The organism is Flavobacterium sp. DG2-3, assembly GCF_030730925.1.
Classification (GTDB): Bacteria; Bacteroidota; Bacteroidia; order Flavobacteriales; family Flavobacteriaceae; genus Flavobacterium.
The window spans coordinates 21,863-46,430 of sequence record NZ_JAVAMB010000028.1 but is presented as its reverse complement, the minus strand read 5'-3'; the positions used below and the strand labels follow the sequence as shown (position 1 = coordinate 46,430).

At 34.9% G+C, this 24,568-nt stretch carries 12 protein-coding genes and 1 pseudogene; 10 read left to right on the top strand and 3 right to left on the bottom strand.

The window, feature by feature from the left end; all coding sequences use genetic code 11:
* From Q9Q97_RS22335 to Q9Q97_RS22315, 5 genes and pseudogenes are all read left to right on the top strand, one after another.
* Positions 1-1,353: pseudogene (locus Q9Q97_RS22335) on the top strand (hypothetical protein); the annotation flags it as partial.
* Positions 1,354-1,368: 15 nt separating this feature from the next.
* Positions 1,369-3,894, top strand: a complete 2,526-nt coding sequence (locus Q9Q97_RS22330) for a hypothetical protein (protein WP_306161205.1) — start codon at positions 1,369-1,371, stop codon at positions 3,892-3,894.
* A gap of 24 nt (positions 3,895-3,918) precedes the next feature.
* Positions 3,919-5,154 carry a gliding motility-associated C-terminal domain-containing protein gene (locus Q9Q97_RS22325; RefSeq protein ID WP_306161204.1) on the top strand — a complete coding sequence of 412 codons (1,236 nt, stop codon included), beginning with the start codon at positions 3,919-3,921 and terminating at the stop codon, positions 5,152-5,154.
* A 240-nt stretch (positions 5,155-5,394) separates the two neighbouring features.
* Complete coding sequence (gene fsa / locus Q9Q97_RS22320; RefSeq protein WP_306161202.1) at positions 5,395-6,051, top strand: fructose-6-phosphate aldolase; 657 nt, start codon at positions 5,395-5,397, stop codon at positions 6,049-6,051.
* Positions 6,052-6,142: 91 nt separating this feature from the next.
* Positions 6,143-6,640 carry a hypothetical protein gene (locus tag Q9Q97_RS22315; RefSeq protein ID WP_306161200.1) on the top strand — a complete coding sequence of 166 codons (498 nt, stop codon included), beginning with the start codon at positions 6,143-6,145 and terminating at the stop codon, positions 6,638-6,640.
* 103 nt (positions 6,641-6,743) lie between these two features.
* On the opposite strand, the gene Q9Q97_RS22310 is transcribed toward Q9Q97_RS22315, so the two are convergent.
* The 3 genes from Q9Q97_RS22310 to Q9Q97_RS22300 form a co-directional block, all read right to left on the bottom strand.
* The gene (locus Q9Q97_RS22310) at positions 6,744-8,213 is read right to left on the bottom strand and encodes an MFS transporter (RefSeq protein WP_306161198.1); all 1,470 of its coding nucleotides are present in this window, start codon (positions 8,211-8,213) and stop codon (positions 6,744-6,746) included.
* Positions 8,214-8,385: 172 nt separating this feature from the next.
* Positions 8,386-9,087 carry a LytTR family DNA-binding domain-containing protein gene (locus Q9Q97_RS22305; protein WP_306161196.1) on the bottom strand — a complete coding sequence of 234 codons (702 nt, stop codon included), beginning with the start codon at positions 9,085-9,087 and terminating at the stop codon, positions 8,386-8,388.
* On the bottom strand, positions 9,077-10,129 hold the full coding sequence (locus tag Q9Q97_RS22300; RefSeq protein WP_306161194.1) for a sensor histidine kinase: 1,053 nt from the start codon (positions 10,127-10,129) through the stop codon (positions 9,077-9,079). The genes Q9Q97_RS22305 and Q9Q97_RS22300 overlap by 11 nt, the downstream gene beginning before the upstream one ends.
* A 276-nt stretch (positions 10,130-10,405) precedes the next feature.
* Between Q9Q97_RS22300 and Q9Q97_RS22295 the strand changes: the two genes are divergently transcribed.
* From Q9Q97_RS22295 to chiA, 5 genes are all read left to right on the top strand, one after another.
* Entirely contained in the window at positions 10,406-13,444 is a 3,039-nt protein-coding gene (locus tag Q9Q97_RS22295) for a SusC/RagA family TonB-linked outer membrane protein (protein WP_306161192.1), read from the top strand.
* Positions 13,445-13,454: 10 nt separating this feature from the next.
* On the top strand, positions 13,455-15,020 hold the full coding sequence (locus Q9Q97_RS22290; RefSeq protein ID WP_306161191.1) for a RagB/SusD family nutrient uptake outer membrane protein: 1,566 nt from the start codon (positions 13,455-13,457) through the stop codon (positions 15,018-15,020).
* 110 nt (positions 15,021-15,130) lie between these two features.
* Positions 15,131-17,068, top strand: a complete 1,938-nt coding sequence (gene nagB, locus Q9Q97_RS22285; RefSeq protein WP_306161189.1) for a glucosamine-6-phosphate deaminase — start codon at positions 15,131-15,133, stop codon at positions 17,066-17,068.
* Between the two features lie 145 nt (positions 17,069-17,213).
* Complete coding sequence (locus tag Q9Q97_RS22280; RefSeq protein ID WP_306161188.1) at positions 17,214-19,280, top strand: beta-N-acetylhexosaminidase; 2,067 nt, start codon at positions 17,214-17,216, stop codon at positions 19,278-19,280.
* A gap of 457 nt (positions 19,281-19,737) precedes the next feature.
* Positions 19,738-24,465, top strand: a complete 4,728-nt coding sequence (gene chiA / locus Q9Q97_RS22275) for a T9SS-translocated chitinase ChiA (protein WP_306161186.1) — start codon at positions 19,738-19,740, stop codon at positions 24,463-24,465.
* Positions 24,466-24,568: the final 103 nt, after the last annotated feature.

Below are 24,568 nucleotides of genomic sequence, written 5' to 3'. Positions count from 1 at the left end.
CAAACTCAAAATCTAACTTCAGGCGATATTACTTTTACCGACGAAGATGGAGCAAGTTCGGTTGTAAAAGTCACAAGCGCTAATGCAGGAAATCTACTTACAACAGGCACAGATGGAGGATCGTTTTTGAATCAATCTGCTATCGCTTCTAATGAAACAAACACCACTTTATCTATCGCTGCTGGTGCTTTGGCATATACGAATGAAGATAGTAACAATGCCAATGTGAATTTGATTTCTACCGATGTAAATAATGCTGTGGCTGCGGGCACAGACGGTGCTTTGTTTGTAGACAGCAATGCGCTGGCAATTGAGCCGTGGCTGGTAGAAACAACGGGAGATAAAGCCACTTTAAATACTCAAAATATTTACCAGACTGGGCGGGTTGCTATAGGAGGCAATACTTTCAGCAAGCAATTGGATGTTCATGGTGACTTTAAATCGGTTTTTAATGCTAGTGACGGATTATTTCATGCAGTAGAAGTGAATAATTTAGACACAGGTGCTCCAATTACAGCTATGTTTGCGTCAAATGCAGCTGCGCCTTTTTCTGCATCACAGTCTGCAATGGTGTCGGTGTCGGGAAATGGCGCCGATTTGATTGCTTTTAATAGCGTTTCACAATCAGAAATACTTGTTTTTCCAAATCAATTATCGTTAGCCCATAACAGCCAAACCACGTCAAGCCAAGCCTTAATTTCTGTAAGAAATGATCAGGGAGTAAGATATCAGTTTAATGATACGTCCGGCGGTTTTTTAGGAGAGTATATTTTTCCAAAAACCAACGGAAGTACAGGACAGGTTTTAACAACAAATGGCAATATACCAACCGCACAATTGGAATGGACAGATCCAAAAGTGAGCGGTGTGAATGGTTTGACAAGTTCTGGTATAGAGGTAAAATTAGGCGGTGTTTTAACAGAGCCAACAACAATCACAACTGATGCAACCAATACTTTGGCCATTGCCGGCCTGCAACAAAGTACGGCTCAGACCGATAAAATTGTGGTAACAGACGTTAATGGTGTTCTTAAGAATGCCAGCAGTGCTATGCCGAAGTTTTTTTATATGCCGGCAATTATATTTGATACAGCTGTAATTTCACCGGGACTGACTAAAAATTTATATACAGAATATATGGCTCAATTTCAAGCTGTAACGGTCAAAAGCGTGGGAGCTCCAGCAGATATTCCGTTTCTTCCTGCCGCAACAGATTTGTATTATTATATAACATATTATGATCCAACAGTATTTAGTAATCTTTCGATAGATGCAAATGGAGTGCTGACTTATGATATTATTGGAAATGGAACTCCAACTTCCTTCATGAATATTGTTTTTGTTGTTAAATAATTAAAATCAAAGACAATGGAAACTTTAATTAAAACTTTAAAAAATCTGAGGAAAAAGGCAGTTTTGGTCAGTTGTCTTCTTCTGTTTATATGTAATTCAGTAAGCGCACAATTTACATTTACAAACGATTTTAAAAATAATACCGCACACGATGTTACTATTGGAGGAGTTGGCGGTGTAAACGGAACGGCATATTTGACATCTGGAATAGATGATCCAATAGGAGCGGGATGGTTAAGACTTACCAAAAGCACTACACAACAGGGTGGTTATGCTTATGTAACCAAATCTTTTCCTTCGACTCTTGGTGTGCTTATGGATTTTGAATACAAAATGTGGCGTAATGTAAATGATTTTTTTAATGGAGCTGACGGACTTGGTGTATTTCTTTTTGATGCTGCAGATGTTGAAGCAAACGGATTCCGATTAGGTGGTTATGGCGGTTCTTTAGGGTATGCTCCAAATGCAGACGACGGAACTCCTTTGGGTTTACGAGGCGGATATGTCGGAATTGGTTTTGATGCTTTAGGAAACTTTGCAAATCCTAATTTTGGACCAAGAGCTGGTGGACCAGGTAATAGACCTAATTCGGTTTCTTTGCGAGGCCCTACAGACGATTCTAATTTTAATAATTCAAATGTTTTTCTGACTGGAGTAACCATTTTAAATGGCCATCAGATTGTAGATATTAATACCAATGTAGGCTCGTTTACCGAAAATGAAATTGATTACAATACGGTAGTTGCTACGCGTCCAGAAGATAATGTTTTTTATAGAAGAATTCAAATCGAAATGTCTCCAACCAATGTTAACGGGTATTATCGGATTATTGTTAGATGGAAAACGGATCTGAATAGTGATTTTGTTCAGCTGATTGATTACACAACAACCGATGTTCCTCCAGAATTACTTTCCGTAGGTTTTGCGGCTTCTACAGGAGCGGGAGTCAATTTTCATGATGTGAGAAACTTGTTTATTACCACGCCTGGAAACCTGCGAATTAGCAAGCAGGCCGATAAAGATTTTTTAAGAGCGATAACAACAGGAAATGCAAATGAAATCAGTTATTATATAGATGTTGTAAATGATACCAATGCAGACTTGAGCAATGTTGATTTCACTGATAAATTAACCGATAGTCAGGAAAATATTGTACCGCCTTCGACTTTTGTAATAACTAATATTTCGCATAGCGGATTCTTGACTGGAACAAATTTGCCAACATCATCTCCGATAAATAGCTTTACAGGAACAGTAAATCTGGCTGCGAATAGTACTGGAAGAATTGTTGTTACGGGACATTTACTAAACGATCAAATTCCTGTTGGAAACGTTTTAACGAATTCTTCAGAAGTGTCATCGACCACAATAACCGATGAAGATTTAGGAAACAATAAAGCTTCGGTAACAGTTCCGGTTTTAGCAGAAGATGTTGATTTGGTTTTAACAGAGCAAGCTGATAACCTTTGTGTAGAAGGTGCGCACAATTTCAAGCTCAGAGTGGCAAATATAGGGACATCGCCTGCGGTTTACAGAAGAATTGGAACTACAGGACAGAGAATTGTGGTTACAAAAGTTATTGACGCAGGATTTACGTATGATGATAGTGCAACACCTGGCGGTTTCGACAACGGAGCAGGAAATACAGCTAGATGGTCTAGATTTGTAACCCCAGATTCGCCAGCGGTAGGGCAGACGACCTATACTTATGTAGCCCGTTATCCTACAGATGACAGTGATCAGACTTTAGCAGGTTTTGGAACCGAGTATGAAATCGATTATCCAATAAGTTATTCGCTTACTCCTCCAGTTGGAACAACATCTTATGTAAATTCTGCAACGGTCGCTTATACAGCGGTATGTACCGTCGATCCTGATAATTGTTATACAGGCGATAATTTAGAAATTTTAACCCCAACAGATAATACTTTAAATAATACAGTTTCAGAAACACTTCATTCAGTTCCAGCTGCTCCCGCAGTTTCAGTTGCAACAGTAGAATATTGCCAAAATGCAACAGCAACTGCTTTGACAGCAACTGCAGACCCCGGAAATACATTATTATGGTACACAACTTTAAACGGGCCATCGTCGACTATAGCTCCAGTTCCGCTGACAAATCATGCGGGCACGTTTACATATTATGTAAGTCAGGCAAATGGTGCTTGCGAAAGCCCTAAAACGGCAATTCAAGTAACTATTTTAGCAACGGGATCTGGATCAATATCAGGAAATCAAACGGTTTGTAATGGAATCTTACCAAGCGGAATAACATCTTTAACACCAGGTACGGGAACAGGTACAATAACTTATAAATGGGAAAAATCTACTGATGGAACGACATGGAGCGTAATTTCGGGAGAAACGGGCGTAACCTATCAGCCGCCTGTGCAAAGTGTTACGACCCAGTATAGAAGAAAAACTATTGCAAATTCTCCTGGAGGCTCAGTTTGTGAATCTGCCCCTACGACAGCAGTTTTGATAACAGCAAAATACTGTCAAGTCGCCACTAATCCTATGGTTAGACAGCGAGTTAAATAAGTTTGAATTAAAAATTTAAGACGGATGAAAAGGAATTTGATGTATTTGTTTTTGATGATTTTAGAAGCAGGCTATTCGCAGATTGCTCCGGCTGTCAATGTTGGAACTTTTTATGTGAGCGAAAATACCAATGTCAGTATAATTGGAGATTTCAATAATACAGAAACAGCCACATACGAAAATAATGGAGAAGTGCTTTTTAAAGGAAATTTTACCAATGATGGCATAACGGGTTTTAATGCTAGTTTAAATGGTTACACTCGATTTGAAGGAGTTTTAAATCAGGATATTAAAGGAAAAATAATGGCCGATTTTAAAAATGTTTTGTTTAATAATACAAATACTCAGCCCGCATTTAGATTGTATAATGGCATTTCAATAGCCGGAAGAGCAGATTTTTCAAGAGGAATTGTCGATAATGACGCTTTTGGAGGATTATTTGTTTTTGGAAATTTAGGAAATCATATTAATGCTTCAGACCAAAGTTTTGTTGATGGCCCTGTAATTAAAGACGGCTCTACAGACTTTGTATTTCCTGTTGGAGATAAGGAACATTATAGATTTGAAGCGATGTCGGCACCTGGAAACAATTCCAGCAGTTTTATTGGAAAATACTTTTTTGAAAATTCAAATCCTCTTTATCCGCATACAAATAAAGCTTCAAATATTGTTTTAATCGATAATGCTGAATATTGGACATTTGAAAAAGGAGCGGGAGATGATGTCTTGTTAACATTAAGCTGGGACGAAAATTCGACAACTCCAGAACCTGTTGTTGCTTCTCCTTACGAAGATATTCATATTGTAAGATGGGATTCGCAGCGAAATTTATGGATCGACGAAGGAGGAGTGGCAGATAGCGGAAGAAAAACAGTTACTACCGCTGTGAATTTAACTAATTATGGCGTTTTTACACTTGGAAGGGTAGAAAACAGTTCAGATTGTGTTGAGGTTTATAATTTAGTAACACCAGATGATGACGGTTTTAATGATACTTTCCAGATAAAATGCATTAATTCTTTTCCTGAAAACACTGTGGAAATTTATAATCGCTGGGGCGTAAAAGTTTTTGAAACCAATAATTATAATTCATCTGGAAATGTTTTTAAAGGTTATTCTCAAGGACGAACAACCGTTGCACCCAATAAAATGCTTCCTGCTGGAACTTATTTTTATATTTTGGAATACGAAAACAATCAAACTTCTGGTGTGAAAAAAGTTAAAAAAGCTGGATATCTTTATCTTCAAACAAAAGAATAATATTTCAGAAAGTTTAAATCGCTACTTCTTTGTATGAAAATACCTCTATTGTCAGCTTTATGGTTTAAAAATGTAAAAAACACACTTATTTTTAACATATAATTTTAAAATGGTTTTAATTTTAAAAACGTTATTGACATTGATTTTGTAATTTTGCAGCTAGATTTTCTTTAAAGTATTATTTTGAAGAAAACTTGCAAACATATAAATACGAACAAACCATTTTTAATTAAACAAATTATGAAATTTTTTATAGACACAGCTAATTTAGCTCAAATTAAAGAAGCACAAGCTTTAGGTGTTTTGGATGGTGTGACAACTAATCCGTCATTAATGGCAAAAGAAGGCATCACAGGAAAAAACAACATCCTTAAGCATTATGTAGACATTTGCAACCTTGTAGAAGGAGATGTAAGTGCTGAAGTTAACGCTCTTGACTTTGACGGTATGGTTAAGGAAGGCGAGGAGTTGGCTGAATTACATGAGCAGATTGTTGTAAAACTTCCTATGACTAAAGAAGGTGTTATGGCAGCTAAATATTTCTCTGATAAAGGAATCAAAACTAACGTAACTCTTGTTTTCTCTGCTGGTCAGGCTATATTGGCTGCGAAAGCTGGAGCAACTTATGTTTCACCATTTATCGGTCGTTTAGATGACGTTTCTGTAGACGGTTTAAACTTGATTCAGGAAATTAGAGAAATCTACGATAACTACGGTTACGAAACTCAAATTTTAGCAGCTTCTGTACGTCACACAATGCACATTGTAAACTGTGCTAAAATTGGTGCAGATGTTATGACTGGACCTCTTTCTGCAATTTACGGTTTATTGAAACACCCATTAACAGATATCGGTTTAGCTCAATTCGTAGCTGACTTCGAAAAAGGAAACAAATAATCCTTAGATATTTACAAAATAATAATCGCCTTTTTTCTAACGAGAAGAGGCGATTTTTTTTACTTTTATGTTGAATCTTAAATAGTTAAATATGAAAGTTGTCTTATTTATGTTGTCTTTTTTTGCAGCGAGTTTTTTAGTAAATGCCCAAACTGCTAAAGTTATTACTTCGGTAAACGAAGCAGGCGATGTTGCAACTTATGAATTGGATTGCTCGGTTAAATTTCAAACACTTGCCAAAGGTCTCCGATATAATATTACGAGGCATGAATTTAAAGGTCCCGAATTAAAAAACAGCTATCGCCTTTTGCTTGTTATGGATGGTTTTTATTCGAAAACTTTAAATAGTGAAATGACTATTTCGGCAGTTTTAAGCGATGGAACAAAAATACAGGCTAGAAAAACAATAGAAGAAGATGGTTATTTTGACGGAGCTTGCACTTTGAAAATAAAAGACCCGCAAGCGCTTTTAAATGCCGATATCGAGAAGATAATTGTTCATGCAGATAAAGATGTGGTTTATCCGCTGACAGCACAAAATAAAGCTGTTTTTAAGAAGAACTTGGCTAATATTATTAATGCGAAGTAAAAAGCGTCTAAGGTTCTAAGCTTCTAAGATTATGGAATAAAAAAAATCCAAATTCCGATTAAAATTGGAATTTGGATTTTTTTATATTGACATTTCTTAATTTTTAGTGTCCGCCGCCAGCACTTTCGATATGGCTGATTCCTTGTCTTTTCAAGATTTTTGGGCAGTAGAAACCGTAGAATCCTAAATAAGCAAAACCAAGAAGCGGTATAATGTAAGAGAAGTGTGTGTAAGTGATTCCGAAAATTCCATTTGGATTTGTAGCATCCAAATCACAGATACTTCCTTGTACCAACGGAATAACTCCACCACCAAGAATCATCATAATTAAGAAAGAAGATGCTTTTCCTGTGTTTTTTCCTAAACCAGCAATCGCTAAATCGAAGATAGAAGGCCACATGATAGATAAGAACAAACCTCCAGAAATAAAGAAGAATTTAGCAATTTCTGGGTCTGGCCATACTAATCCTAATACCATCATGGTTAATCCAGAAATTCCGAAAAGCATTAATGTTTTTCCAGCATTTTTTCCTCCAACAAAACTTACTGCAATAAACAATAAGATCCAGATTGGGTAAATGTAGAAAGAAGAAACATCGTGAGCAGCAAAGATATTTGCTCCAATGATTACTCCAAACGCAGCAGCTGGTACAATAAATTTAAGAGCTGTGTTTACTAAGTTTGAAGTGTTAAATACGTTTGCTCCACCATTCCAACGGCCGATCATTAAACTTCCCCAGTATAGTGCAATAAAAGGTGCAACAGCATCTTCTAAAACATTTCCAAATTCGTTAGTGTGCAATAAAGCAGGTAAATTACTAATGATAGTTACTTCAGTTCCAACATAAATAAAAATTCCTAACATACCTAAGTATAACTGTGGGTAGTCAAGAATACTGAATTTACTGTGTTTGTCTTTAATTATTGCTTCTTCCTCTTTTACAGGATCTTCAATTTTAGAGAAATTCATAAAAATGGCAACAGCAATAAAAGCTAGACCTAAAATGATGAATGGCAATTTAATATCTTCTAATGAAAGAGCTGTTTTTTTATTGTCTCCCATTCCAAATAAAGCAATACCTAATAAAATAGCTCCGATAGTTGTTCCAAAAGAGTTGATTCCTCCAGCAAGCGTTAAACGGTGCGCTCCAGTTTCTGGACTTCCCATTTTAATTGCCAACGGATTTGCTACAATCTGCTGAATTGAAAATCCTAAACCTACAGTAAATAAAGCAGTTAAAAAGAAAGGAAAGCTTTGAATTGTAGCTGCTGGAACAAATAAGAATGAACCTACTGCAGACAAAATCAATCCTGCTGATAACGTTCTTTTGTAACCGTATTTTTGTAAAACGTCTACTTTTAACGAAACGATAAAGAATATAATTGATCCAACAAAATAAGCCGCATAGAAAGCCCATGCTACTAATTGAGATTGTACTTGCGATAACGTAAATACTTTTTTGAATACTGGAATCAGGATGTCATTAGCAGAACCAACAAAACCCCAAAAGAAGAAGACGATTATCAAAGAGATAAATTGCCCCCATTTGGTTTGAACATTTTCTGAACTCATAATAATAAGGTTAATTTTTATTTATTGTTTTTTGAAGACCGTAAATATATTTGTTAGGATTATCAAAAAAAAATAAAAAGGTATAAATAATGTTAAATTTAAACCAACGACTGTGTTTTTTCAACAAAGTGTTAATTTTAACCCAGTTAGAAAATGTAATTCGTAATTATATTTATTCCAATATCTTATTTTTAACCTCTTTGCTGTAGTTTCGGCCTATCGGAATGTTATAAGATTGGATTTGAACGCGGTTTCCTTCTATAGATTTTACCTTATTTAGGGCAATGACGTATGATTTATGTATTCTAAGGAAGCGATCTGCCGGTAATTCTTCAGATAAGGATGTAAGAGATTTATGTGTAATATAAGTTTTATCTGGAGTGACAACTTTTATATATTCTTTCATTCCTTCAACGAATAAAATTTCTTCAATATTAATCTTCATCATTTTTTTATCGACTTTAATAAAAATATGAGAATCGCCTTTTGACGTTTCAACTTTAATATTGTTTTTGAGATTATACTCGGTAGTAATTTTATTAATGCATTTTATAAATCTTGGCAACGGAATTGGTTTAACCAAATAATCTAAAACATCGAGATCATAACTTTCTGCTGCAAATTCTCTAAAAGCGGTAGTAATAATAACTTTTGTTTTGTTTTCGATAAGACTAATCAGTTCAAAACCTGTCATCATGGGCATGTTGATGTCTAGAAACACTGCATCAACCGGAGTACTGTTAAGAAAATCCAGTGCTTCCAATGAGTTGTTAAATGTCGCCACAACTTCAAAATCTGTAAAATTGGTAAAATAATTTTGCAGGACTTTGATAGCTAGAGGCTCATCATCAATTAACACGCATTTAATCTTCATTCTGAGTAGGTATTTGTAATCTAATTATGTAGAAATTTAGTTTGGTTTGCTGTAAAAGGCTAAAATTATTTTTATAAATCAGTTTCAGTCTTTTTTTAGTATTAACCAGTCCAATTCCTCTTTTCGGATTATGATTTTGTGAAATTACAAAATTATTTAAGATTTCAAAATCGAGTATTTTGTTGTCGATAACTTTACAGTTGATTTTTATTTTTAAATTTTTGTTGTTCAAACCACCATGTTTAAAAGCATTTTCGACTAGCGAAATAAAGATTAACGGCGGTACAACAACATCTTCTATATTCGATTCCAGGTTTATCGTAACTTCAACATTTTCAAAACGAAGCTTTTCGATTTCAATATAATTTTGGATATAATCGATTTCCTTAATTAACGGAACAAATTTGGTTCCTTTGACATCATATAAAACATATTCCATCAAATTAGAAAGCTTTATAATAACGTCTGGAACTTTCTTTGATGATTCTAATGACAGCGCATACAAATTGTTTAAGGTATTAAAGAAGAAATGTGGTTGGATCTGATTTTCGAGATATTTTAGTTTGATTTTAAATTGATTTTCTCGTAGAGATCGGTTTCTTTCTCGTTCTCTCAACCATGTCAAAGTAAGATAAACAGACGATGCCATTGCTAGAACATACAACTCTCCAATACAAACGGCCACAATGTGATTAATTTCGAAAGGATGATATTCACGATTGGCTTCGGGCCAAATATTTTCAGATATAATATAATAAGTAAGTGCTGTTTTAGCTAAATATATTGCAAATAAACTTAGCAGTAATAAAAAAGTATACATAATATACTTCTGTTTTAATACATATTTAGGAACTAAAACAAATAAATTCAAATACACTAAAGGAATGACAAGTGAAAATTCAATCAAATTTGATTTGAATGCATAAGGATAATCATTAAAGTAAGCACCCCATCTCAAAAAGTTTAATGTAAAATAAACTCCCCAAAACCAAATATGATTTTGCAGTTTGATATCAAATTTAACTTTTCTGATTTCTTTCAATGGTTTGTAAGTATTTTATAAAAATTTGGTTTTTCTTAACACAGGCTAAATATTGTGCAACTTTAAACAATTAAAGACAAAGAGACAATTTTTTTGAATAAAATTTTGTATAAAAAGGATATTTGTGCTTATTTTTTGAAATAAAACGTTTTCGTGAAACGCATTATTGAATGTTTTATGTCGTTCGTTTAAAATTTCAGGTTGTTGGTTTAATTTATTTTTTTTAACAATGCCTTAAGAATAATTTTACTTCATAACTAACAAAATAAATTAAACATGAAAAAAATTTTCTTAATCTTTATGATTGTTTTTACGGCGCAAGTTTCTCTTGCACAAGTAAAAAGTGTCAAGGGTGTGATTACAGATTCTGATGGTATGCCATTACCAGGAGCTTCTGTTGCAGTACAAGGAGGTCAAAAAGGTACTACTACCGATTTTGACGGATTGTATTCAATTGAAGTTCAAAAAGGACAAAGTTTAGTTTTTACTTATGTAGGACTGGAAACTCAAACAATTGTTGTAGGAGATGCTGCTACAATTAATGTGAAAATGGTTCAAGGCGCTACAAATGCTTTAAACGAGGTTGTTGTAACTTCTTTAGGTATTAAAAAGACAAGAAAATCTTTAGCTTATGCGGCTCAGGAGCTTAAAGGCGACGAGTTAGTTCGTGTTAAGGATCCTAACTTAATCAATACAGTTGCTGGTAAAATTGCGGGTGTTGCTGTAACTAAAAGTTCATCTGGTGTAGGAGGTTCTACAAAAGTTGTTATTCGTGGAAATTCTTCTTTTACAAATAACCAACCTTTATATGTTATAGATGGTATTCCTTTACTTAATTCAGGAGGTGCTCAACCAAATGGAACATTTGGAGATTTAGCAGGAGGTAACCGTGATGGAGGAGATGTAGTTTCTTTAATTAATCCTGATGATTATGAAGGAATGACAGTACTTAAAGGTGCTGCAGCTTCAGTATTATATGGTTCGCAAGGAGCAAATGGTGTAATTTTACTTTCTTCTAAAAAAGGAAAAGTAGGGAGTGAAACTTTTAATGTAAATTCAGTTACTACATTTGATTCTGTAGCTTATTTACCAGAATTCCAATCAGATTACACTTCAGATCCTGGAGACTCAAGATCATGGGGAGATAAGAAAAAAGTAGAAGGAGATATTAAGGACTTCTTCGAAACAGGAGTTACACAGATTACTTCTATGGCTTTCTCGAAAGCATCAGAAGGTTCTGCTACAAGTTTAACTTATGCAAATACTGATGCATCTGGAATTGTTCCTGGAAATCATTTAAAAAAGAATAATTTCGGTGTTCGTCAATCAGGAAAATTCTTCAATGATAGACTAAATGTTGCGGTTACAGGTAATTATGTTAATCAAACAATTGACAACAGACCAGTAAACGGATTGTATTTTAACCCAATCAGCGGTGTTTATTCTCATCCTAGAGCGTTTACTTTAAACGATTTGAAAAATTACGAAGTTTATGATCCTTCAAAAAACTGGATGGCTCAAAATTATCCTGGATTTGAAACAGCTCAAATCAACGAAAGTAACGAGAATCCTTATTGGCAAATTAACAGACAAAAATCTGTAGATACAAATAATTTCTTTAACGGAGCAATTGCTTTAGATTACAAGATAAACGAATGGCTACACTTAACATCAAGATATAGTTATAATAGAAATGAAAGTAACTTCCAAAAACGTATGTATGCTACTTCAGCTTCATCATTGGTACATCCAAAAGGAAGATATATTAACAATACTTTGATTACTACTCAAAATTATGCTGATTTATTAGCATTAGTAAATACTAAATTATCAGATAATTTTTCATTAAACGCTACTCTTGGTACAAGTATCAATAACGGAAAAAGCTTTGGCACAACTCTAGATTCTGGTATTGGTGGAGGTTTGGCGAATGCAAACATCTTTACTTTAGGAAACTTTGTAAACAATAACGGGAATGTTCAAACAGCATACCAAAGAGAAGTACAATCTGTATTTGCAGCAGCGACTTTGGGATACAAAGATTATTTGTTCTTAGACGTTGCAGGTAGAAATGACTGGTCATCTACTTTAGTAAACACAAACGATGCAAGTTATTTTTATCCATCTGTTGGAGCAACAGCTATTCTTAGTGAAATGGCTACAATGCCTGAATTTATTAACTATGGAAAAGTGCGTGCTACTTATGCACAAGTAGGTAATGATATTGCCGCTTTTATTACAAATCCAACCTATTCAATCGTAGCAGGAACGCCTATTAATCCGCCTGCAGGACCAAGACCTGGTACTACTTTAAAGCCAGAATTAAAATCTGAGGTTGAGTTAGGTACAGAGTGGAGATTTTTTAATAACAGATTTGGTTTTGAATTCTCTTACTATAATTCAGAAACTAAAAACCAATATATGTTAGTGCCAGCTGAATCTACCAATGAAAATGGATACACTAACTATTCAATCAACGCAGGAAGTATTACAAACAAAGGATTTGAAGTGGTTTTATTTGCTGATGTTGTACGAGGTGAGAAATTTAAATGGGATACAAGAGTTAACTTTTCACAGAACAAGAGTAAAGTAAATGATATTCCTGCTCAAAATGAAGAAGGAAGAATTGTATTGACAGATCCAGGATCTAATAGTTACAGATATTCATTGATTGAAGGAAGACCATTTGGAGTAATTGAAGGTTATAACTTTAAAAAAGATGATCAAGGAAGAATCTTAGTTAATGATGATAATACATTGCAAAGAACTGATTGGGTAGAGTTAGGAAATGCAAATCCTGATTTCATGTTAGGATGGTCAAATACATTTAAATTTGGCGGATTTACAGCAAATATTTTATTAGACGGACGTTTTGGAGGAGAAGTTTTGAGTTTAACTCAGGCTATTAATGATCAAAACGGTGTTTCGAAAGCTTCTGGAGATGCAAGAAATGCAGGTGGAGTTAAAATTAATGGAGTTAGAGCAAGTGACGGAACTCCTGTAACTACAATGGATGCTAAAGAATACTATAATACAGTTGGAGGAAGAAATGGTGTAAGTGGTGAATATATTTACGATGCTACAAACGTTAGTGTAAGAGAGATTTCTATTGGTTATACATTTAACAAAGATAAAGTTCCATTTGTACAATCTGCAACAATCTCATTAATTGCAAGAAACTTATTCTTTATTTATAAAGATGCTCCATTTGATCCAAACGTAGCATTGAGTACAGGAGAAGGCTTACAAGGTGTTGATGTTTTCGGAATGCCGTCAACAAGAAACATTGGTCTTAATTTAAACATAACATTCTAATCGAACTATCATGACACTAAATAAAATTAAAAAAACAGCAATTTGCTTCTCTTTATTGGCAGCTGTGGGCTGTACAGATAATTTTGAGGAGATCAACACAAATCCCACAGGAGCAACCACTGAGCAACTAGATCAAGATTATAATAGTATCAAGAGTTTATTTAAACCAGCATTCAACAGAATGTATATCTGTGACGTTACTTGGCAGTATCAATTACAGCAGAGTCTACAAGCAGATGGTTGGTCTGGATACATGACAACACCTGTTCCGTTTGGAGCTTTTAACAATCATGATTATGCTTTAAATGTAAGTTGGAATAGCTATGCGTGGGATGATGCTTATGTAAATATAATTGCTTATTTATACAAAGTAGAACAAAGATCTAAAGGAAAATTTGATCAGTTTTATGCTTGGTCTCTAATCTTTAAGGCTGCTGCAATGCAAAGAATTACAGATATGTATGGACCGGCGGTTTATTCTAAGTTTGGAGCTGATGTAGCTACATACGATTCTCAGCAAGAAATTTATACTCAAATGTTCAAAGACTTAGATTTTGCAGTTGCAGAATTGTCAAAAAGAGCTGCGTCGGGAGAAAAAACTTCTTTTGATGAAACAGATTTATCTACTTATGGAGGTAATTATACAAAATGGGTTAAGTATGCCAATTCACTTCGTTTAAGAATGGCGATGCGTATTTCTAAAGTTGATCCAGCTTTAGCAAAAACTGAAGCAGAAAAAGCAGTAAACGATCCAATTGGTGTATTTACTACTGTTGCAGATCTTATGAAAGTTAAATCTCCAGTAGATTTAAATGTTATCGATGTTATGAGCCACGCTTGGGCTGGATTATTCATGGGAGCAGATATGGAATCTATCTTAGGAGGTTACGAAGATCCTCGTATGGCTAAATATTGGGAAACATCTGAACAAGTTCCTGGAGAATATAAAGGGGTTAGAACTGGAATTGTATACCCAACGGGAACTACTTATGGTAAATTTTCTAAAACCGCATCTAGAACTAAAACAGGTGAAATTACTTGGATGTCTACAGCAGAAGTATATTTCTTAAGAGCTGAAGGAGCTCTAAGAGGATGGAATATGGGTGGATCAGCTAAAGATTTGTATGAAGCTGGTATTAAAGCATCATTTGATCAAAATGGTGTTGAAGGAGCTGCAGCTTATGCTACAGATAATGTAAAGCTTCCTAAAAATTATGTAGATCCACTTAATGCTACTAATAATGCAACAGCTGTTTCTAAAGTTACTGTAGCTTGGGGAGCTTCTAATGAAGAAAATCTGGAAAAAATCATCACTCAAAAATGGATTGCAACTTATCCTGATGGACAAGAGGCTTGGTCTGAATTTAGAAGAACCGGTTATCCAAAATTATTTAGAATTACCAACAATAAAAGTGGTGGGGTTATCAGCACTGAGTTAGGAGTTCGCAGATTAGGTTTTTCTCAATCTGAGATCAACAATAACAAAGAAGGAATTGAATCAGGGCTTAGCAAACTTGGTGGTCCAGACAATGGTGCTACAAGACTATGGTGGGATGTTAATAAAGCAAACTTCTAAAAAATAGAAAAAAAAGGATATTGAGTTTGGTTAGTAGTATGGTATAGATGGTGAAAACTATCTATACCATTCTTAAACCAAAATGGTAATTACTACAAAAAAGAAAAGAAATGAAAAGTGCTTTAGAAATAAAACCTGATATCAGTTACAAAAGCGCCGGAAAATTTGAAGAAACTCGATTTGAAAAAATTCACAACGAAATCTTCAAAAATTCTATTGAAGCTTCTGTAATTGTAGCACAGGAAATTGCGCAGCTAATTAGATCTAAGCAGGAAAAAAACAAATCTTGTGTTCTAGGTCTGGCAACGGGTTCTTCTCCTATCAAAGTTTATGAGGAACTAGTGAGAATGCACAGAGAAGAAGGACTTAGTTTTAGCAATGTGATCACCTTTAATTTGGATGAATATTATCCGATGACTAAGGAGAACAATCAGAGCTATCATTATTTCATGCATGAGCATCTTTTTAATCATATTGATATTAAACCTGAAAACATTAATATTCCTGATGGTACAGTGGCAATTGATGAAATCAATCAATATTGTATTGATTATGAAATGAATATTAAAAATGCTGGCGGTCTAGATTTTCAATTACTTGGAATTGGCCGTACAGGACACGTTGGATTTAATGAACCTGGTTCGCATATTAATTCAGGAACCAGAATTATTACTTTAGATCATATCACAAGAGTCGATGCTTCATCAGCTTTTAATGGTATTGATAATGTGCCGAAACGTGCCATAACAATGGGAGTTTCAACCATCTTGAGATCAAAACGTATTGTTTTGATGGCTTGGGGGCAAAATAAAGCAGACATTATCAAGAGAACAATTCAAGGTGATATTAGTTCAGAAATTCCAGCTACATTTTTACAGAATCATCCTAATGCAACTTTTGTTTTAGATCAGTCAGCGGCATCAGAATTAACTCGTTTCAAAACGCCTTGGTTAGTTGGAGAATGTCTTTGGACTCCTGAATTGAAAAGTAAAGCTATTGTTTGGCTTTGTCAAAAAACAAAACAATCTATTTTGAAATTGACTGACCGTGATTACAATAATAACGGAATGTCAGATCTTTTGGCTCAAGAAGGTTCTGCTTACGATATGAACATTAATATGTTTAATATTTTGCAGCATACCATTACCGGATGGCCAGGAGGAAAACCAAACACAGATGATTCATTTCGTCCCGAAAGGGCAAATCCGGCAAAAAAGAGAGTTATTCTTTTTAGTCCGCACCCAGATGACGATGTGATTTCTATGGGAGGAACATTTTCTAAGCTAATCAAACAAGGACACGATGTTCATGTAGTGTACCAGACTTCAGGAAATATTGCGGTTTCAGACGATGAAGCATTAAAATTTGCAGAAGTAGCCAGCGATTTTATTGGAGACGAAAAATCGGATATCAATTTCAAATCGGTTATTGAATTTTTAAATAATAAATCTGAAAATCAAATTGATTCTTTAGAAGTTCGAAAATTAAAAGGACTTATAAGAAGAAGAGAATCTTATGGAGCAACAAGATATATCGGATTGAAAGATGAGAATACGCACTTTTTAGATCTTCCTTTTTATGAAACAGGACAAGTTAAAAAGAATCCGTTAGGACCAGAAGATATTGCTATTGTAAAAGATATTATTGCGAAAATAAAACCGCATCAGGTTTTTGCAGCAGGAGATCTTGCAGATCCGCACGGTACTCATGAGGTTTGTTTAAATGCCATTTTTGCAGCTTTAAAAGAGTTAAAACCAGAACCGTACATGAACGATTGCTGGTTATGGCTTTACAGAGGAGCTTGGCATGAGTGGGATATTCACGAAATTGACATGGCAGTTCCGTTAAGCCCATCAGAAGTTTTATTGAAACGGCATGCCATTTTACACCACCAGTCTCAAAAAGACAGAGTGATGTTTCAAGGGAATGATTCTCGTGAATTCTGGGTTAGAGCAGAAGACCGTAATAAGAATACAGCCATATTGTATGATGAATTAGGTTTGGCTGAATACGAAGCGATTGAAGCATTTAAGCGTTTTGATTACTAAAAATTTTATGATTCTATGAATCAAATGACAAAATTCAGTTGATTGCTTGTAAAAGTGAGGTACTGCAGAAGTCATTCTGAATTTTGTCTTTTTTTATATAAATTGGGATACTTATTAAAAACTATCCAAACCAAAAAAAAGAAAAATGAAATATCTATTTGTACTATTATTTGCTGGTATATCTGCAGGCGCTCAAGTCCAAAAGGAGCAGCTGAATCTTATGCCTTGGCCTCAGAATGTTGTTATTAATGAAGGTAATTTTAATTTAAATAAAAATTTTAAAGTAAATATTACAGGTAATCCAAATGCAAGAATATTTGGTGGAGTAACGCGTTTTTTGCGCCGTTTAGATGGTAGAACAGGTATATTTTTCGAACAAGGATTTATTACAAAATTAAATGAAGTTCCAACTGCTGAATTACAGATCAACTGTACTAAAAGCGGTAAAATTGGTTTATACGAAGACGAAAGTTACCATTTAGATATTACTTCAAACAAAATCACTTTGAACGCTTCTAGCGATTTGGGAGCTTTGCATGGTTTGGAGACTTTGTTGCAGATGCTTCAAAATAACTCAAAATCTTTTTATTTCCCAGTTTCAAAAATTTCAGATTTCCCAAGATTTACTTGGAGAGGTTTAATGATTGATGCTTCAAGACATTTTCAGCCGGTTGATGTTATTAAAAGAAATATTGATGCATTGGCAGCAATGAAAATGAATGTTTTTCACTGGCACTTGGTTGACGATCAAGGCTGGAGAATCGAAATGAAAAAACATCCAAAGTTTACACAATTGGCTTCGGATGGAATGTATTACACTCAAGAGGAAATTAAAAATATCGTAAAATACGCTGACGAACGCGGTATTTTAATTGTTCCAGAAATAGATGTTCCAGGTCACGGATCTGCAATTTTAACGGCTTATCCAGAAATTGGCAGTAAAGTTATCACGCTGACAGGAGGCACATCCGAAAAAAATATTCAAGGTACAGCAATCGCTACCTATGGAATTGAAAGAAATGCTGGTATTTTTTCGCCAACATTAGATCCTTCAAATCCTAAAACATACCAATTATTAAGCGAAGTTTTTGATGAGGTTTGTCCGTTGTTTCCAGGTGCTTATTTCCACATTGGGGGAGATGAAAACGAAGGAAAAGACTGGGATGCAAATCCGAAAATTCAAGAGTTTAAAAAGAAGCATAATTTAAAAACCAATCACGAATTACAGACGTATTTCACCATGCAATTGGCTCCGATGTTAAAGAAACACGGAAAACAGTTAATGGGTTGGGAAGAAATCTTAACCAAAGATTTATCTAAAGAAGCTATTGTACATTCTTGGAGAGGTCCAAACGAAGGAATGGCTGCAGGACAATCTCTAGTAGATGCCGTCAAAAAAGGATACAAAACCGTTCTGTCAAATGGTTATTATATCGATTTGATGTACCCAATTGCAAGTCATTACTTAAATGATCCTATGCCAAAAGGAGCTAATTTAACAAATGATGAAAGAGCAAGAATTTTGGGTGGAGAAGCTACAATGTGGACAGAATTGGCGACACCAACAACAATAGATTCAAGAGTTTGGCCAAGAACAGCAGCAATCGCTGAAAGGTTATGGTCTGCAGAAGATGTAGTCGATGTAGAAAATATGCGCAAGCGTTTAGAAAACATTTCTTTTAGATTAGAAGAATTAGGCATTACACATATTCGTAACAAAGATGTTATTTTAAGAAATATTGCTAACAATCAGAGTATTCAATCGCTTGAAGAATTTTCTAAAGTAAGCGAACCTTTAAAAGGATATACTCGTAACAAAGGAGGAACAGAGTACCAAATGTATTCTCCGTTTACATTGTTTGCAGATGCTTGTGGGCCAGATGCAAAAGATGCTTTAGCTTTTGATGCAGCGGTAAACCAATATTTAGCGAATAAGTCAGCTGATAATAAAGCTAAGGTTGCAGCATTTTTTAATAAATGGATTAGTGTGAATAAAGATTTAATAGCACTAAGTGAAAATGCGCCATTAGTACAGCCATTGCTTCCGTTATCTAAAAAATTGAGTGATGCATCGCAAGAATTATTGCTGGTATTAGACAATAAATCGACTTTAAAAGCAGCAGATTTAAAAAGTTTAATTGAGCAATGTAATACAAAAGAGCATGCTGACGTAGAACTGTCAGTTTATGAAAGTTTAAAGAAATTGATTTAAAATTTTGGTTGAGTTAGTGTTATTAGAGTTACATTAATTAGGCTTTTAATTATCTCTGCCGGAGTTCCTCGGTAGAGATAGTTATAGCCCAAAAACAGCACTTAACTAAATCAAATAGTAAAATATAAGCCGTGAAAATTAGTATTAACCTTTAAAAACCAAATAAAAAGAATACAATAAAACATGACAAAAACGAGAGTATAGATTGATGATTAGTCCCAAATTTATCATTTGTATTTACGATTAATTTTTTAAAAATTATAAATAAATATCAGTCACTGCTATTTGCTAATGATTATGTATGAATCAGAAATAGTAATATTTATCTATAGAATGTAATTTGAGTTTATTTCCAGTTGACAGCAGCCTTCCAACCTGCGGTTAAGCGAAACCTGACTGTTGAATAAGCAGTTATGGCCCAAGTACTTATTTTTCTATTAACCAATATTTATTAACTATGAAACATTATTACAGATTACTCTTTTTGTTGTTGTTTCCCTTACTCGCGTTAGCCCAGCCGGCTCACGGAAAGAAGGTAGTGGGGTATTATGCGCAATGGTCTATTTATGCTCGGGATTTTAATGTTCCGAAAATTGATGGAAGTAAGATTACGCATTTAAATTATTCTTTTTATGGGACAACTTACGATCCTGCCCATCCAGAGAATACAAAATTAAAGTGTTTGGATACCTATGCCGATTTTGAGCATATGGAAGGCGGAATTCCTTGGGATGCTCCGGTTAAAGGAAACTTTTACGATTTGATGAAATTAAAACAAAAGTATCCTCATTTAAAAGTCTTAATCTCTGTTGGAGGCTGGACAAAAGGCCAGGATCTTTCTCCAATTGCAGCCAGTCCGGTTGCAAGAGCCGCTTTGGCTGCAGATATGGCAAACTTCATTACAACATATCCGTTTATCGATGGTTTCGATATTGATTGGGAATATCCTCTTTCGGGCGGAACTGACGGTACAGAAATATTGAATGGTGCCCCTGTGCCTCCACAAAAATACAGCCCAGACGATAATAAAAACTTAGTGCTTCTTTTAAAAGCGATGCGTCAGGCAATGCCAAATAAACTGGTAACGATTGCTGCAGGAAATAATGTGAGAAATGTTTCTAAACAGTATTTAGGGCCAAACAACAGAGCACAATATGGCATGAGCGAAGATATTTCGACTTACTGTGATTATATTACTTATTTCGGATATGATTTTGGAGGAAACTGGTACGATAAAACGTGCTACAATGCTCCATTATATGCAAGCGGAAATACAAATGATCCATTGTATGGTGCAACACAATCGGAATCATTAGACGAATTAACCAATCAATATCTAAATGTAATTGGTTTTCCTGCGAACAAATTAATCATGGGATTGCCTTTCTATGGAAAGAAATTTGATAACGTTGCTGCAAATTCAACTAACGGATTATTTGTATCTGCACCAAGATATATAGTTCCAGGATGTACGAATCCTCAAAACCCAACAGGAACATGGGATGGTGCTGGAGCGTGTGAAAAATCAGGAAGTATTGAAATTTGCGATTTAGTAGGAAATCCAGTTACTAACTCACACGCTTATTTAGATCCAAATACAATGATGGTAACACCGTCTGCAGCTTCTGCAGGATGGGTTCGTTATTTCGATAATGCTACGAAAGTACCTTACTTGTATAATTCTACTACGAAGGAATTTATCTCCTATGAAGATAAACAATCAATGGATTTAAAAGTACAATACATTAAATCTAAAAATCTAGCAGGAGGTATGATCTGGGAATTATCTCAAGATACCAGAGGTTCAATTCCAAATTCATTATTAAATCAAGTTGATACTTCTTTCGGAAGCGTGGTTCCAGGAACAGTAAGTATTGCTGGTTCGGTAAAAAATGGTGCAAACTTGGTTACAGATGTTACAGTAGAATTGAGAAATGCTTCTAATGCAGTTATCCAAACAGTAGTTTCTCAAACAGGAAACTTTACATTCAATAATTTAACTTCAGGACAAAATTATTCGCTAACAGCTGCAAAAGCATCTTATACTTTTGTACCAGTTAGTTTAACAAACGTAACGGTTAATCAAACAGGAGTAACGATTCAAGGTTCTCAACCTGTGTATACTGTAAGCGGAACAATTCTTAACGGAACAACACCAGTTTCTGGCGTAACCGTTTCGGCAGTTTCTGGAAGCACTACTTTAACAGCAGTTTCAAATGCAAGCGGTGTTTACAGTGTTGCAGGTTTAACAGCGGGATTAAATTTTACAGTTACAGCTGCAAAATCAGGATTCTCGTATGCTCCAGCTTCAACAGTTTACAATGCAATCGATGCTAATAAAACGTTGAATTTTACTCAAGGTTCAGTAGTTGTAAATTACACCGTAAGCGGAACAGTTCTAAACGGATCAACTCCAGTTTCTGGCGTAACAGTTACCGCTTCTTCTACAGGAGGAAATTATACAGCGGTTACGAATGCTAGTGGTGCTTATTCTTTAAGTTTGCCTTCTGGCGGAAATTACACTGTAACAGCTGCTTTAACAGGTCAGACTTTTACTCCAGCTTCTACTGTTTATTCTAATTTGAATGCCAATAAAACACTAAATTTTACACAAGATGTTGTTTCAACTTCAAGCAAAATCAGCGGAACAGTTAAAAACGGATCAACTCCTATTGCGGGCGCAAAAGTAGAATTGGTTTTACCTTGGACAGACAATGCTCATAACTGGAAAAGCGTTATTGCAACAACAGATGCACAAGGAAAATACAGTTTTGACAATTCTGTTACAGACGGTTACACCACTATTACAAGTTTAAAATTAAATACTTGGTCAAACGGAGAGGTGAATTATTATCCAAACAATTTGGCAAACTTCCCTGTTCCTTCAACTCCAACAGTTTATAATTTTAATACAACTGCAACGTCAAGAATGGCATTGGCGGCAGCGACAAACTTAATTAGCGGAACAGTTAAAAATGGTTCAGCTCCAGTAGCCAATGCTAAAGTAGAAATTGTACTGCCTTGGACAGATAATACTCATAACTGGAAAAGTGTTTTAGCAACAACAGATGCATCAGGAAATTACGCCTTTGATGATTCAGTTGTAGCAGGTTATACGCAAATTTTAAGTTTAAAACTAAATTCTTGGCAAAATGGAGAAGTAACATACTATCCAAATAATTTAGCAAACTTTGCGGTTCCGACTACGCCAACAGTTTATAATTTTAACAGAAACGCAGTTACTCCGCCACAAGTTACTATTACAGCACCTTCAACGGCAACTGTAGCTATTGCTCCAGGAACAGCAATTCAGTTAAAAGCAACTGCAAGCGTAGATTCTGGCTTAACTATTTCGTCAGTAGTATTTAACATCAACGGTCAAAATATTACAGCAGCACTTTCTGGATCAGAATATGTGGCAAGCTGGACGCCAGTTGCAGCAGATTTTAATAAAAATTACACATTAAAAGCAACAGTAACAGCATCAAGCGGAGCGACAGCAGAGAATACAAAAACGTTCTCTTTACAATGTTCAGGAACAACATGTCCTAATGCATCGCCTGTAATTACTTGGAATACACCATCGAATACAACGATATACCAAAATTCTTTTCAAGCTGTGCCAATTTCAGTTACAGCCGTAGATAGTGACGGAACAGTTTCTGGTGTTACAATTACAATTAATGGAGGTACATTTAACATGACAGCAGGGATAAATAATACTTATACGTATAATTTTACGCCATCTGCTTATCAGGATTATCCAATTGTAATTAAAGCAACTGATAATAAGTCTGCTATAACTACATTAAACAATACCATTAAAATTGCCCAAGTAGGCACTAATAGATTTATCCCGCTTCCATCTAAAGTTATTTTAGGATACGCACATTCTTGGGAAAATGCAGGTGCGCCATTTTTATATTTTTCTCAAATAGTAGGAAGCAAGTTTAATGTAGTCGATTATGCTTTCGTAGAAACTGTTAATCGTGATGGTTATACGCCAATACTAACTACAAATGACGCTAGATATCTAACTAATGGTGTTTTCAATAAGCAATTGTTGAAAAATGATATCAAATCCCTCAGAGATAGTGGCGTTCCAGTTATTGTTTCTATTGGAGGTCAAAATGGTCATGTTGTTTTGGAAAATGTAACTCAGAAAAACATTTTTGTTAACGGTCTAAAAGCCATTATTGACGAGTATCAGTTTGATGGAGTAGATATTGATTTCGAAGGCGGATCAATGAATTTTAGTGCAGGAAACTTAAGAGATATTTCTTATGCAGGTATTTCTGCTTATCCAAGATTAAAAAATGTAGTTGATGCTTTCAAAGAATTAAAAGCTTACTATGGTCCTGGATTTTTATTAACTGCAGCTCCAGAAACACAATATGTACAAGGAGGTTACACTACTTATACAGATACTTTTGGTTCTTTCTTGCCAATTATTCAAAACTTGCGTAATGAATTGGATTTATTAGCGGTACAATTGTACAATACAGGAGGAGAAAACGGATTAGACGGCCAGTATTATGGTACAGCTAAGAAATCAAACATGGTAACTGCTCTAACTGATATGATCATAAAAGGGTATAATATTGCTTCTACAGGAATGCATTTTGATGGTTTACCAGCTTCAAAAGTTCTTATCGCATTGCCAGCTTGTCCAAGTGCAGCAGGTAGCGGTTATTTGACTCCGACAGAAGGAATTAATGCTATGGATTATCTAAGAAATGGAACTAATTTTTCAGGAAGAACATACACGATGCAGCCAGGTGGTCCATATCCTTCTTTAAGAGGTTTAATGACTTGGTCTGTCAACTGGGATGCCTCTTCTTGCGGTAATTCATCTGAATTGTCTAAAGCATACGCGGCTTATTTTGCATCACAATCAGCAACTGCAAAAACATTAGCGGTTGAAGATATTTCAGCTACAAATAATGCAACACTAGCGTATTTTAAAAATAACACTTTGTCTGTGTCAAATGATTCGGAAGACATTGCTCAGGTTGATGTATTTAATACAATTGGACAGAATGTGGTAAGTCAGAGAAATCTTCAAAACAACAAAGAGATCTTGCTTAACAGCCAAAGTTTTTCAAGTAAACAAGTGTTTATTGTGATTGTAACTGACAAATCAGGAAACAAAAAGTCATTAAAAGTGATGAACTTTTTAAACTAAAATAGGATTAAAAATTTAGAAATAAAAAGATGGGACGGTTAAAATTGAGTTTGGTTATTTATTTTTTAACTTTTTTTATTTCGAATAAATGCGCCTTTAGGTA